This window comes from Aeromonas sp. R9-2 (genome assembly GCF_040908025.1).
Lineage (GTDB): Bacteria > Pseudomonadota > Gammaproteobacteria > Enterobacterales > Aeromonadaceae > Aeromonas > Aeromonas veronii.
Genome location: NZ_JBFOCX010000025.1, coordinates 48,569 through 60,779 on the forward strand (window position 1 = coordinate 48,569; position 12,211 = coordinate 60,779).

Annotated in this window: 11 protein-coding genes and 1 pseudogene; 1 reads left to right on the top strand and 11 read right to left on the bottom strand. The window is 59.6% G+C overall.

Annotated elements, in window-relative coordinates; all coding sequences use genetic code 11:
* Positions 1-55: 55 nt before the first annotated feature.
* The 9 genes from AB5Y71_RS12615 to AB5Y71_RS12655 all read right to left on the bottom strand — a co-directional run bounded on the left by AB5Y71_RS12615 (position 56) and on the right by AB5Y71_RS12655 (position 8,429).
* On the bottom strand, positions 56-1,051 hold the full coding sequence (locus AB5Y71_RS12615) for a fumarylacetoacetate hydrolase family protein (RefSeq protein ID WP_368171721.1): 996 nt from the start codon (positions 1,049-1,051) through the stop codon (positions 56-58).
* Positions 1,052-1,061: 10 nt separating this feature from the next.
* Positions 1,062-2,213, bottom strand: a complete 1,152-nt coding sequence (locus AB5Y71_RS12620) for a homogentisate 1,2-dioxygenase (RefSeq protein ID WP_163129980.1) — start codon at positions 2,211-2,213, stop codon at positions 1,062-1,064.
* Positions 2,206-3,342 (bottom strand): 4-hydroxyphenylpyruvate dioxygenase, encoded by a 1,137-nt coding sequence (gene hppD / locus AB5Y71_RS12625; protein ID WP_368171722.1) that lies wholly within the window; start codon positions 3,340-3,342, stop codon positions 2,206-2,208. The genes AB5Y71_RS12620 and hppD overlap by 8 nt, the downstream gene beginning before the upstream one ends.
* Positions 3,343-3,566: 224 nt before the next feature.
* The gene (locus tag AB5Y71_RS12630; protein ID WP_368171723.1) at positions 3,567-4,262 is read right to left on the bottom strand and encodes an HAD family hydrolase; all 696 of its coding nucleotides are present in this window, start codon (positions 4,260-4,262) and stop codon (positions 3,567-3,569) included.
* A complete protein-coding gene (locus AB5Y71_RS12635; protein WP_368171724.1) occupies positions 4,262-4,921 on the bottom strand; it encodes a TIGR01621 family pseudouridine synthase in 660 nt (219 codons plus the stop codon). The genes AB5Y71_RS12630 and AB5Y71_RS12635 overlap by 1 nt, the downstream gene beginning before the upstream one ends.
* 176 nt (positions 4,922-5,097) lie before the next feature.
* The gene (locus AB5Y71_RS12640) at positions 5,098-5,790 is read right to left on the bottom strand and encodes an ABC transporter permease (RefSeq protein ID WP_043819275.1); all 693 of its coding nucleotides are present in this window, start codon (positions 5,788-5,790) and stop codon (positions 5,098-5,100) included.
* Between the two features lie 93 nt (positions 5,791-5,883).
* Positions 5,884-6,624, bottom strand: coding sequence for an ABC transporter permease (locus AB5Y71_RS12645; protein WP_005352911.1), 741 nt, complete (start codon positions 6,622-6,624; stop codon positions 5,884-5,886).
* A 211-nt stretch (positions 6,625-6,835) separates the two neighbouring features.
* Positions 6,836-7,609: an ABC transporter substrate-binding protein gene (locus tag AB5Y71_RS12650; RefSeq protein WP_005337307.1), complete on the bottom strand. Its 774-nt coding sequence runs from the start codon at positions 7,607-7,609 to the stop codon at positions 6,836-6,838.
* A 49-nt stretch (positions 7,610-7,658) separates the two neighbouring features.
* Entirely contained in the window at positions 7,659-8,429 is a 771-nt protein-coding gene (locus AB5Y71_RS12655; RefSeq protein ID WP_005337310.1) for an ABC transporter ATP-binding protein, read from the bottom strand.
* Between the two features lie 533 nt (positions 8,430-8,962).
* On the opposite strand from AB5Y71_RS12655, the gene AB5Y71_RS12660 reads away from it, so the two are divergent.
* Positions 8,963-9,865 carry a lysine exporter LysO family protein gene (locus AB5Y71_RS12660; RefSeq protein WP_368171840.1) on the top strand — a complete coding sequence of 301 codons (903 nt, stop codon included), beginning with the start codon at positions 8,963-8,965 and terminating at the stop codon, positions 9,863-9,865.
* A gap of 103 nt (positions 9,866-9,968) precedes the next feature.
* Here the strand turns inward: AB5Y71_RS12660 and iadA are convergent, their stop codons facing one another.
* A complete protein-coding gene (gene iadA, locus AB5Y71_RS12665) occupies positions 9,969-11,099 on the bottom strand; it encodes a beta-aspartyl-peptidase (RefSeq protein ID WP_368171725.1) in 1,131 nt (376 codons plus the stop codon).
* Between the two features lie 67 nt (positions 11,100-11,166).
* Positions 11,167-11,946, bottom strand: a pseudogene (locus AB5Y71_RS12670) (ABC transporter substrate-binding protein).
* Positions 11,947-12,211 lie beyond the last annotated feature (265 nt).

Here is a 12,211-nt window from a genome sequence, read left to right on the forward strand (position 1 = left end):
CTCGTCGTGATCCGGACATATCCCGAATAGCTTTGCCGCCAACCGGCGCTGGCCATCAACCTCCCTGACCGCTCGCTGGCACCACCTGTTGAGAGATGGTGCCAAACAGGTTTTGGCCAGAGCGATCTTCCATCGCGATCGACACTCTATCACCAAACTGCAAATAGGGGGTTATAGCTTGATCACAATCAAGAATTTCCAGCATGCGGCGCTCGGCGATGCAGGATGAACCGGCGCTGCGATCGTAGTTGGAGACGGTGCCCGAGCCAATGATACAGCCCGCACCGAGCGGTCTGGTCTTGGCGGCGTGGGCAATCAGCTCGAAGAAGCTGAAGGTCATGTCTACCCCGGCTTCGGGCGCACCAAACAGGGCACCGTTGAGGTGGGTCAGAAGCGGCAGATGCACTTTGCCATCACGCCAGTCATCGCCCAGCTCGTCCGGGGTGATGGCCACCGGCGAGAAGGCGCTGGACGGTTTGGACTGGAAGAAACCAAAGCCCTTGGCAAGCTCCCCCGGAATGAGGTTGCGCAGGCTCACGTCGTTGACCAGCATCAGCAGCTTGACGTGGCTGGCGGCCCCCTGTGCGCTCACCCCCATCGGCACATCGTCGGTGATGATGGCTACCTCCGACTCGAAATCGATCCCCCACTCCTCGGAGCCCATCACGATCGGCCCACGGGGAGCCAAAAAGCTGTCGGAGCCCCCCTGATAGATCAACGGATCGTGCCAGAAGCTCTCTGGCATCTCGGCGCCGCGCGCCTTGCGCACCAGCTCCACATGGTTGACGTAGGCGCTGCCATCGGCCCACTGATAGGCACGCGGCAGCGGAGAGAGGCAAGACGCTTCATCAAAGGGGAACGCCTCTACCGCACGGCCCTCGTTAAGCTGCTGATAGACAGCCTCCAGCCTGGGGGCAACCTCGGCCCACTCATCGAGGGCGGCCTGCAGGGTCGGGGCAATCTCGCTCACCCGCACCGCCCGGGTCAGATCCCGGCTCACCACCACCAAAGCGCCATCGCGCTTGCCATTGTTCAATGTTGCCAATTTCATAAGCGATTCCTTATTTGCCGGCAGCAGCGTCCGGGCGCTGCCAGCTGGAGACATACCGGGTGTTCTCAATCCCTTCGCACAGACTGCCGACGTTCAGCGCATCGCGGGTATCTAGCATCACCGCCACCTCGTCGGTGAACTTCTTGGCATAAGCCTGCCCTGCCGCAAACGCCTTGGGATGGGGGCCGTGGGTGAAACCGGCAGGGTGGAAGGTGACCATGCCCCGCTCGATATTGTCCCGGCTAAAGAAATCCCCAGCGTGGTAAAAGAGCACCTCGTCGTAGTCGTCATTGCTGTGGTAGAAGGGCACCTTGAGGGCGCCGGGATCGCTCTCGATGGGGCGCGGCACGAAGGTACAGATCACGAAGCGGCTCGCCACAAAGGTCGAATGAGCCGACGGCGGCAGATGGTAGCGATGGCTCATCAGCGGGCGGATATCCCGCCAGTTGAGGCGCACCACGCACAAATCCCCGTGCCACCCTTGTGCATCCAGCGGGTTGAACGGCCAGGTGATGACCGACACCTGATCGTGGCGCTTCACCTGCAGCGACCAGGGATTCTCATCCTGCTGGGCTAAAAAGCGTTCATTGATGGCGGGCACATCGAGCGCCGCCGGGTCGAAGATGGCGTGATTGCCCACCAGCCCCTTATCCGGCAGCTGGTAGCTGTCGTTGGTCGCCTCGATCATCAGGATGAACAGGGGCGCACTGGGCTCAATGCGCCACATGGTGCCGCGGGGGATCACCACATAGTCGCCATCCCGCAGAGTCAGGTGGCCGTAGTCGCAGAAGAACTCGCCGCCCCCCTCGTGGATAAAGAGCAGCTCGTCGCCATCGGCATTGCGCACCAGAAACGGCATCGCCTCGGAGAGCCGCCAGATGCGATAGCGGCAGTGGGGGTTGCTGAGAATGTCGGGAGCCACCCAAGGGGAGAGCGAGCTTACCTCCTCTTGCAGGGCATTGAGGTCAAACAGCCGTGGCCGCAGCGGCCCCTCCCAACTGCTCCAGTCGGTGGGGGCATGCTTGTGGTGCATGTGGGTGGCAGGACCAAAAAAGCCGCTGCGCCCCAGTTCGCGCTCATAGATAGCCTGTTCCGGCAGGTCGGCATGGGCCTGTCGGGAGTGGGTTCCCTCCCGATGAGGAAAGTTAATCCAGTTACGCATTGCTCGCTCCCTCTTTGCGGGCACCCTTCTCATCCTCGGCGCCATCCAGCACACCACGGCGGATCTGGTCCAGCTCGATCGATTCAAACAGCGCCTTGAAATTGCCCTCGCCAAACCCTTCGTTGCCCTTGCGCTGGATGATCTCGAAGAAGACCGGGCCAATCACGGTATCGGTGAAGATCTGCAACAGGATGCCATCTTTGGTAGGGGAGCCGTCGATGAGGATGCGCAGCTCTTTGAGGGCCGCCAGATCCTCCTGATGCCCCTCGACCCGGCTATTCACCTTCTCGTAGTAGGTATCGGGCGTCGGCATAAAGCCGGTACCGCGGCTGCGCAGGGTGCGGATGGTGTGGTAGATATCGCAGGAGGCCATGGCGATGTGCTGGATCCCCTCCCCCTTGTACTGGCGCAGATACTCCTCGATCTGGGACTTGTCATCCGCCGACTCGTTGATGGGGATGCGGATCTTGCCACAAGGCGCGGTCATGGCACGGGAGTGCAGCCCGGTCAGCTTGCCCTCGATATCGAAGTAGCGAATTTCACGGAAGTTGCCGATCCGCTCGTAGAAGTTGGACCAGACATCCATATTGCCGCGATGGACGTTATGGGTCAGGTGATCGATCTCCATAAGACCGGCATCCACCTCCGCCATCCGGGCCTGCCAGTCGGGGTAGAAGACAAAATCCACGTCATAAATGGAGCCCTTGTCGCCATAGCGGTCGACAAAGGAGAGCGTGCTCTCGCCGATACCGTAGATGGCGGGAATATTGAGCTCCATCGGCCCAATCTTGCCGACAAAAGGCTTGGCCCCCTTGGCGATGGCGTACTGCTGAGCTTTGCCCGCATCGCTCACCCGAAATGCCATGCCGCAAACGCTCGGCCCGTGCAGGCTGGCAAACTGCTCCGCCTGGGAGTGAGGCTCGGCATTGACCACAAAGTTGATATCCCCCTGCCGGTAGAGCCAACACTGCTTGTGTTTGTGCTTGGCGACCTCGGCAAACCCAAGCGAAACGAACAGGCTCTTGAGGGCAGCAATCCCCTTGGCATCGGGGGCCGTGTACTCGACAAACTCGAAACCGTCAGTGCCTAACGGATTGATGGTGTGGGTGGCGGAAGAGGTGGCATTCATGGGGCGCTCCTTGCTCTTGATTCGGTTAAAACGGATTGCAGCACCGAGCGGCGCGGCAAGTGTTAACAACTTGTTTCATTAGAAGCAGGGCGTAGCAGGAAGAGAAGAGGCGGGTTGCAGATAGTTTTTCGCAGCTGGCAGCAAAAGATGTAAATGGATTGTGACATTCAAGCCACAGCCTTGCGGGTCAAACGGTGACGACCCGCAGGACTGTCAGCTTTGCCTTACAGTTGCCAGTTTTTGATCATCAGATGGGGCAAGCAGGCCCGGGCCTTTTGCAGTCGCGTGGGCGTCGGATTGATCAACCACGCCTCTTTCCCCAACCCCAGCAGCGGCAGATCGTGCAGGCTGTCACTCAAGGCCAATTCGGCATCGAGGGCGCAGATCTCCGGCAGCAGCTTGTGCTGGCCGTGGCAATAGAAGCGCTGCATCAGGCCGCCAAAACGGTAGTGCATCTGCGAGCCAATGATCCGGTGGGGCAACTGGCCGGGCAGTTGCTGATAGAGCTGGGCTCGCACCAGCGCGCAGGGACTGGCGGAGATCACCCAGCAGCGCGCGCCCTCACTTTGCAGCAATTCGCGAGCCTGACGATACAGCCCCGGCCTGGTGCGGCAATAGGCACGCACCAGCTTGCGCCAACCCAAAGGGGAAAGCCCCAAGGTGATAGCCCACCAGATAAGGGAGATACCGCGCCGCCGCTGGCTGGGAGCAAGATAGACCAAGCCACCGAGCGCGATTACTGGCAACAGCAACAACGGCCAGATCCGGCGGCGCAGGATATAGCGCAGCAGACCGGCGTGGCTGTCGCCGGGGGCCAGAGTGTCGTCAAAGTCGGCCAGGATCCAGCGCGGTGCACGTCCGTCAGGATCACACGCTTTCGCTGAATGGATAATGGTGTCAGACGCTGGGCGCATAAGCATCAGGGCGCAAGGGCTGCGATGGCGGCCGTGAGTTCGGGAGTGACAAATTCACTCCCCACATCGGGCGGGCAGACAAAATCGAACGGCTCGCCCGCCAGGGTGAAATTGAGCCGCCAGGCGTGCAGATAGCCGCGATCGGCTGATGTACCGCCATAGCGCTCATCCCCGAGAATGGGGGCACCGATACTTTTGAGGGCAACCCGGATCTGGTGGGTCTTGCCGGTCTGGGGCTTGATGCGATAGAGCCGCAGCCCCTCGCGCACCGACACCGAATCGAACCAGCTGATGGCAGGATTATCCAGCGTGCGCACCAGCATCCAGCTGCCGCCACGCCCCTTTTGCATATCCCCCTTCACCCAGCCCTGCTTCTTCTTGGGTTTGCGATCGGAGAGCGCCAGATACTGTTTGCTCACCTCACGGGCCGCAAAGGCCATGCTCAGCTCGCGATTCGCCTCTGTGGTGCGAGCCAGCAGCACCAGCCCAGAGGTCATCTTGTCGAGCCGGTGTACCGGATAGAGGGTCAGCCCGGTATCGGCCTTCACCCGATTGACCAGTCCCGGATTGACCGCCTCCCCGTCACCCTTCTCGTCGTGCATGCCGATGCCGGGCTGCTTGTCGATAACCAGGAAAGCGGGATGCTCAAACAATATCCGGTACATAAAACCTCGGGAACTGGGGAATAAGGCATGCAGCCAACGACTGGCGGCGCTCGGGAGTGCTGCATTCTCCCTGCTCGGCCGCCATTTGGCAAACCGGGCGGGCAGAGGATGAAGATAAAAAATGGCCCCGCCTGCAACAGGCGGAGCCATTTTCGCTCATCTTGGCAGATCACACCTTACACATTGCGCGGGCGCAGGTGGGCGTGCCAGCGCGCTTCCCACTTCTTGAACAGCCAGACGATGACAAAGGTGAGCAGCATATAGAGCAGCCCTGCGGTCAAAAACGCCTCGAACGGACTGTAGTAGCGAGAGTTGATGATCCGCGCCGCGCCGGTCAGATCAACGATGGTGATGATGCCCGCCACCGCCGAGCCCTGCAGCATGAAGATCACCTCGTTGCTGTAAGCCGGCAGCGCCCGACGAAACGAGTTGGGCAAAATGATCCGGGTCAGGGTCTGCCAGCGGGTCATGCCAAAGGCGTTGGCTGCCTCAATCTGGCCACGCGGCATATTGTGTACCGCCCCGCGCACGATCTCGGCGGTATAGGCGGCGGTATTGAGGGTAAAGGCCAGCAGAGCGCAGAACCAGGCCTCGGAGAAGAGCGACCAGGCGGCACTGTTCTTCAGCCACTCCCACTGGGCGGCGCCGTAGTAGATGATAAAGAGCTGCACCAGCAGCGGGGTGCCGCGAAAGAAGTAGATATAGGCCCAGATCGGCCCCTTGATCAGCCAGTTGCGGCTATTGCGCAGGATGCCCATGGGCACCGCCAGCATCAACCCAAGGATCAGAGAGAGAGCCACCAGCCAGACGGTGGTATAGAGCCCCTCCCAATAGGTGGGCCACTCTTTGATAATGATTGAGAAATCCATGGCTTACCTCGTCTTCATCGTGATGTAGTGACGCTCGGCACTGGCACCGCGACGCTCACAGTAAACGGATGACTGCATTGAGTACGACATGGCTTACCTCGTCTTGATGGCATAGTGACGCTCGGCCCACTTGAGCGCCGAGGTGGAGACTGCGGTGAAGATCAGGAAGATCAGGGCCACCGCCATGTAGAAGGTGAAGGGTTGCTGGGTCGAGCCCGCCGCCAGCGAGGCTTTGCGCACCATGTCATCAAGGCCGATGATGGAGACCAGCGCGGTGGTTTTCAGCAGCACCAGCCAGTTGTTGCCAAACCCCGGCAGCGCGTGGCGCATCATCTGGGGGAAGAGGATCCGGACAAACACCTGGGTTGCCCGCATGCCAAAGGCCCGTGCAGCCTCCAGCTCGCCTTTGTCCACCGCCAGAATGGCGCCGCGAAAGGTCTCGGTCATGTAGGCGCCGAAGATAAAACCGATGGTCGCGACACCGGCCACAAAGGGGCTGATGTCGATATAGTCCGGAAGCAGGGAGACCCACTCCTGATTGGGATTACTCTCCAGTAACCAGCTGTTGTAAGTCTCGTTGACCCAGGTGCAAATGCCGTTGATCAGCACCTGGCCGCCAAAGAAGAGCAGCATCATCAGCACCAGATCGGGGATGCCGCGAATGATGGTGGTGTAGCCGGTGGCGATGGCCCTGGCCCACTTGTAGGGAGAGAGTTTGGCCAGCGCCCCCAGCATCCCCAGCAGCAACGCCAGCAGCAGGGAGGCCAGCGCCACTTCCAGGGTGACCCAGGCGCCCTCCAGCAGCGAGGCTTCGTATCCTTTCAAATCAAACATATGCAGCTCCATCGCCACTGAATCTTCACGCACCTGCTAACCAGAAGGCTCCATAGCAGTCCGAATGAAATATGTGCAGCTCCATTGCAATCAATGCGGGCCCGTAAACTCCCTCAGGGAGGTGACGGGCCCGATGACTACTGACGGGATCAACCTGTCGTTATTTGCCGTAGACGTTTTTGGACTTACTCGCCGTAAACGTCTCTTTGTTTTACTCTCCGTAAACGTCGAACTCGAAGTACTTGTCGTTGATTTCCTTGTACTTGCCGTTGGCACGCAGCGCCAGAATAGCGGCATTGAATTTCTCTTTCAGATCCTTGTCAGCCTTGCGCACCGCAATACCGGCACCCTCGCCAAACCACTTGGGATCGGTCAGTTTCGGGCCGACGAATTCGAAGGCATCACCCCCCTCTTTCTTCAGCAGACCGTCGGTGATGGCGGCAGAATCGGCCAGCACATAGTCCACACGACCGGATTTCAGATCGAGATAGGCTTCATCGGCGGTGCCGTAACGCTTGATGGTGGCATTGGGGAAGTTGTCGGTAATAAAGGTATCCATGGAGGTCGCACGCTGCACCGCGACGGACTTACCTTCCATAAAGGCTTTGTCGAGCTGCACGTCAGTGCCCTTCTTGGCGGCGAAGCGGGCCGGAATGTGCTGGTACTTCTGGGTGAAGTCCACTTTCTTCTTGCGCTCTTCGGTGATGTCCATGGTAGCAATGATGGCGTCAAACTTGCGCGACAACAGCGCCGGAATGATGCCGTCCCAGTCCTGCTTGACCAGGGTGCACTTCACTTTCATCTCTTCGCACAGGGCGTTGGCGATGTCGATATCAAAACCTTTCACCTCGCCACTGGGCTCGGTCCAGGAGAAGGGGGGATAGGCACCCTCAACCCCGATCCGGACCTCTTTCCACTCCTTGGCCATCAGGCTACCGGACGCAAGGGCAGTAACTACGGCTGTCGCCAGCATCAGCTTGTTCATGTATCTCTCCTTGATAAAACAGTTGATTGGGTAACCAGGCATCCCGCCATCAGTAGATGGAGGAGATGAATTGCTTGAACCGCTCGGATTTGGGATGGGCGAAAATCTCCTTGGGGTTGCCCTCCTCTTCCACCCGCCCCTGATGCAGAAACATCACCTTGTTCGATACATCCCGGGCAAACGACATCTCGTGGGTCACCACCAGCATGGTACGCCCCTCTTCGGCCAGCTCGCGCATCAGGCCGAGCACCTCCCCCACCAGCTCGGGATCCAGCGCCGAGGTGGGTTCATCGAACAACATCACCTCGGGCTCTACCGCCAGCGCACGGGCAATGGCGGCCCGCTGCTGCTGACCACCGGAGAGGTGGCCGGGATAGTAGTCGCGCCGCTCCCAGAGTCCAACCCGGTTGAGCAGTTGCTCTGCCTTGGCCAGTGCTTCGGCGCGAGGCACCTTGAGCACCTGGATTGGCACTTCGATGATGTTCTGCATGATGGTCATGTGTGACCAGAGATTGAAACTTTGAAACACCATGGCCAGTCGGCTGCGGATCCGCTCAACCTGACGCATATCCTCGGGCAACCGCTCGCCGGCACGGCTGGTTTTCATCCGGATCAACTCGCCATGGAGCGAGACGGTGCCGGATGAGGGGGTTTCGAGCAGATTGATACAGCGAAGAAAGGTCGACTTCCCCGAGCCGGAGGAGCCGATAAGGGAGATCACATCCCCCTTGTGGGCGGTCATGTCGATGCCCTTGAGCACTTCGTGGGTGCCAAAATATTTGTGCAGATCACGTACTTCCAGTGCGGCAACGTCGCTCATCCATTACAACCTTGTCTGTCCCTAGACGCCGCAGGGGGCGTGACTCAACCATCGTCCATTTAACAAAAAGTTAACCGATGGCAACCTTCAGCGAAAATATCACCCGGATAGTGAAAAAACAATACAGAACGAAGGTCTTCAGGGGATTCGCTCTATTTTTATTCGCTCTTTGCGTATTTTTCAGCACTTTGTTTGCATAAACAGCCGTTTCAATGGCTATTCCGATACCGCCTTTTTATACCCCAATCATATCAGTGGCAAGAGAAAAGCGTGATGTGTGCCAAACCGGCACCAAAATGGCTTTATGCACACCCTTACCGAGCGAATTATCGGCTCCCCGATCGGATCAACTTGATTTCATTGGTGCACTCGGGCTCGCACAGAACCTTATCAAACAGAGAGGTTGTGGCAAAAAAGTAACAATCCGCCCCCAAAAGGGCTGTTTTTGGCCATGAAAGCGAGAGATATGTGACACAGAGCCAATAAGTAATGATAAGGTGGTGTTTTTATCAGTTTTTGTGATCGAGGCCTCGATGCTGCTCAATGTGTTGCTGATCCTGTTGCCACTGGCAATCGGTTATCTGATTCCCCTCTCCTCTGCCCGACTGATCAAGTTGGTCAACCAGAGTCTGGGCAAGATGGTCTACCTCATTCTGTTTCTGATGGGGCTCGGGCTTGCCTATGTGGAAAACTTGGGCAGCAATCTGGCGGTGATCTTCAAAGTCGCCGGGGTGATGCTGACCGCGATCACGATCTGCAACCTGCTGGCCCTCTGGTGGCTCGACAAGCGCACGCCGCCGACCCACGAGGCGAGCGATGCCAAGATGCCGGGCAAGCTGCACCTGTTGTGGGAATCCCTGCAGCTCTGCTTTGTGGTGCTCGGCGGTGTGCTGCTGGGTCTACTGGTAGATCTGCGCGCCCTGCCCATCGACAAGTGGAGCGAGTGGGCCCTGATGCTGCTGCTGTTTCTCATCGGGGTGCAGATGCGCAACTCCGGCATGCGGCTGCGCCAGATCCTGCTCAACCCCTGGGGGATGAAGATAGCCGCCACCGTCATCCTCAGCAGCTGGCTGGGCAGCCTGCTGGCGGCCCAGTTGCTGGGGATGCCCTTTGCCCATGGTCTGGCGATGAGCTCGAGCTTCGGCTGGTATTCGCTCTCCGGCATTCTGGTGGCCGACAAACTGGGGCCGGTGCTCGGTTCTGCTGCCTTTATCAACGATCTTGGGCGTGAGCTTATCGCCATTCTGATCATCCCGGTCCTGATGCGACGCCACCCCTCGGCGGCCATCGGTTACGGCGGCGCCACGGCGCTGGACTTCACTCTGCCGGTTATCCAGAAATCAGGGGGTATTCAGGTGGTGCCGGTGGCCATTGTCTCCGGCTTTATCCTGAGCCTGCTCGGCCCCATCCTGATCCTCGGGTTTCTGGCGATCTAAGCCTGATTTCCACATTGCAGCTCAAAAAGCCCGACCTTGTTGTCGGGCTTTTGCTGTTTGAAGCAACCACGCTCTCGAACTGACTGCGATATTACCCGCAGCCTTATTCGCGCCATTGGCCGCCACTCATTACCCGTTCGATAGCAAACGTCCGGTCGTGCACCAGCAGCAGATCCGCATCCTGCCCGACCCCGATACGCCCCTTGCTGCCAAGCCCCAGCGCCTGCGCCGGATTGCTCGTCACCACGGCCAACGCCCTCTCCAGCGAGACACCGAGCCGGGTCGCGCGCACGCACTGCTGCCACAGGCTGGCAATCTGGCCGCAGCGCATCTCGATTAGCCGCCCCTCGCCATCAAAGCGCGGCAGACTGGCGTTTGCATCCGAGCTGAAGGTGATGCGCTCGGCTGGCACATTGGCGGCCAGCAGCTCGAGAAGCGCATCGGCAGCAAGCCGCTCGCCATCCTCCAGCAGATCGGGAAAGCTCGAGGTGGTGAGGTCGACCCAGCCTCCCGCCTTGCCCCACTCGATGGCCTCGGCAAAGAGCCAGGGGTTGCGGTTGCAGTGAGTGGGATAGAGCTGGCGCAGCGGAATGTCGGTCTCATCGCGCAGGGCCCGCAGGGGGGCCAATGCCCCCTTGCCATCCCCGACATGAAAGAAGCTGACCCCGCTCTTGCCCGCAAGTAGCCCGGCCACCCGCGCCTCGCTGGCAAGCCTGGCCAGCTCGTCGTGGGTCGGCGCACTGGATCTGTGGTCACTGATGGCCACCTCCCCTACCCCCAATACCTCGGGGATCAGGATGATGTCCGACTCCACCGTGCCGGTCAGGGTCTTGACCGGCAGATGGTAGGAGCCGGTGTACATAAAGGCGCTCACCCCGGCGGCGCGAAACTCGCGCACCTTACCGAGCACCTGCGCGGGAGTGCGGGTCAGGCTGTCTGTGCCAAGCGCCGCCACCAGGGTAGTGACGCCAGCCTTGAGCGCCTCGCTCGCCGCCAGCTCCGGGGTGCGAAAGGCAAAGCCACCTTCACCGCCGCCGCCGGTGATATGGGCCAGCGGATCCACCAGCCCGGGCACCAGATAGCGGCCACGACCATCGACCCTGTGCAGCGGCCAGTTTGTGGGCACACTCATCCCCTTGCCCATCCAGGCAATGCGGCCATCGGCCACCAGCAGATCCTGCTGGCCAAGGTGGGTGGGGCTGAAGATCTCGGCCCCCTCGATCAGGGTCAACATGGCGATCCTCCTTGCACGATTGTCGCTTGCCCAATGAAAAGAGAGGGAGCAAGCTCCCTCCCCCCCGTCAACCACCATATATATCGTACTTGAAGTACTTCTGGTTGATCTGCTGATAGGTGCCGTTGGCACGCAGTGCCTTGATCGCCTCGTCCAGCTTGCCCTTGAGCTCCTTATCGCTCTTGCGCACGGCGATCCCCATCCCATCACCAAACCACTGGCGATCGGTCAGAGCGGGCCCCACATAGTCGAACTTGTCGCCCCCCTCTTTGCCAAGGAGCCCCTGCTCAATGGCAGAGGCATCGGCCAGCAGGGCCAGCACCCGACCCGCCTTCAGATCGAGATAGGCCTCATCGGCATTGCCGTAACGGACGATGGTGACATTCGAGCCAAAATTGTCGGTCAGGTACTTGTCGTGGGTGGTGGCCCGCTGCACCCCGATGCGCTTGCCCGCCATGCCTTCCGGGGTCAGCGTCAGCTCGGTTCCCTTGGCCGCCACAAAGCGATTGGGAATATGGGCATATTTCTCGGTGAAGTCGACCTTCTGGCGCCGCTCGTCGGTGATCGACATGGCGGCGATGATGGCATCGTATTTACGCGACAGCAGGGCCGGGATCATGCCGTCCCAATCCTGCGCCACCAACTCGCACTTGACCGCCATCTGCTGACAAAGGGCGTTGGCGAGATCGATATCAAACCCCTTGATCTCGCCCGACGCATCGGTCTAGGAGAAGGGCGGGTAGGCCCCCTCCACCCCGAAGCGCACGGTTTTCCACTCCTTGGCCATGGCGGGGGTGGCCAGCAGGCTGGCAACAAACAGGGCTGAGAGGGTCAGTCTGATCTTCATCATGAGTACTCCATTACATAAAAAGCGCACAGGCGCGAACAAGGCACCGCAGGCGAATGCATGCGATGACCAAAAGCGGCAAAATCTGGATGAGCGAGATCACGCCCGAGCGGGCGTCAGTGAACTGCTCCAGGGGTTCGATCTATTCGTCGAACCACTCGGAGAGATAGAAAGGCTTGAAGTAGAAGGCCAGAAAAAAGCCTCTGGCTTTGCGCATCATGGTGGTTTGTCGCGTCCTGTGACAAAGATGGCATCACCTTAGCAC

Bases quoted from the DNA above. Each gene is read 5' to 3' on its own strand.
- AB5Y71_RS12615 (WP_368171721.1), bottom strand. From the start codon at position 1,051: ATGAAATTGGCAACATTGAACAATGGCAAGCGCGATGGCGCTTTGGTG.
- AB5Y71_RS12620 (WP_163129980.1), bottom strand. From the start codon at position 2,213: ATGCGTAACTGGATTAACTTTCCTCATCGGGAGGGAACCCACTCCCGA.
- hppD (WP_368171722.1), bottom strand. From the start codon at position 3,342: ATGAATGCCACCTCTTCCGCCACCCACACCATCAATCCGTTAGGCACT.
- AB5Y71_RS12630 (WP_368171723.1), bottom strand. From the start codon at position 4,262: ATGCTTATGCGCCCAGCGTCTGACACCATTATCCATTCAGCGAAAGCG.
- AB5Y71_RS12635 (WP_368171724.1), bottom strand. From the start codon at position 4,921: ATGTACCGGATATTGTTTGAGCATCCCGCTTTCCTGGTTATCGACAAG.
- AB5Y71_RS12640 (WP_043819275.1), bottom strand. From the start codon at position 5,790: ATGGATTTCTCAATCATTATCAAAGAGTGGCCCACCTATTGGGAGGGG.
- AB5Y71_RS12645 (WP_005352911.1), bottom strand. From the start codon at position 6,624: ATGTTTGATTTGAAAGGATACGAAGCCTCGCTGCTGGAGGGCGCCTGG.
- AB5Y71_RS12650 (WP_005337307.1), bottom strand. From the start codon at position 7,609: ATGAACAAGCTGATGCTGGCGACAGCCGTAGTTACTGCCCTTGCGTCC.
- AB5Y71_RS12655 (WP_005337310.1), bottom strand. From the start codon at position 8,429: ATGAGCGACGTTGCCGCACTGGAAGTACGTGATCTGCACAAATATTTT.
- AB5Y71_RS12660 (WP_368171840.1), top strand. From the start codon at position 8,963: ATGCTGCTCAATGTGTTGCTGATCCTGTTGCCACTGGCAATCGGTTAT.
- iadA (WP_368171725.1), bottom strand. From the start codon at position 11,099: ATGTTGACCCTGATCGAGGGGGCCGAGATCTTCAGCCCCACCCACCTT.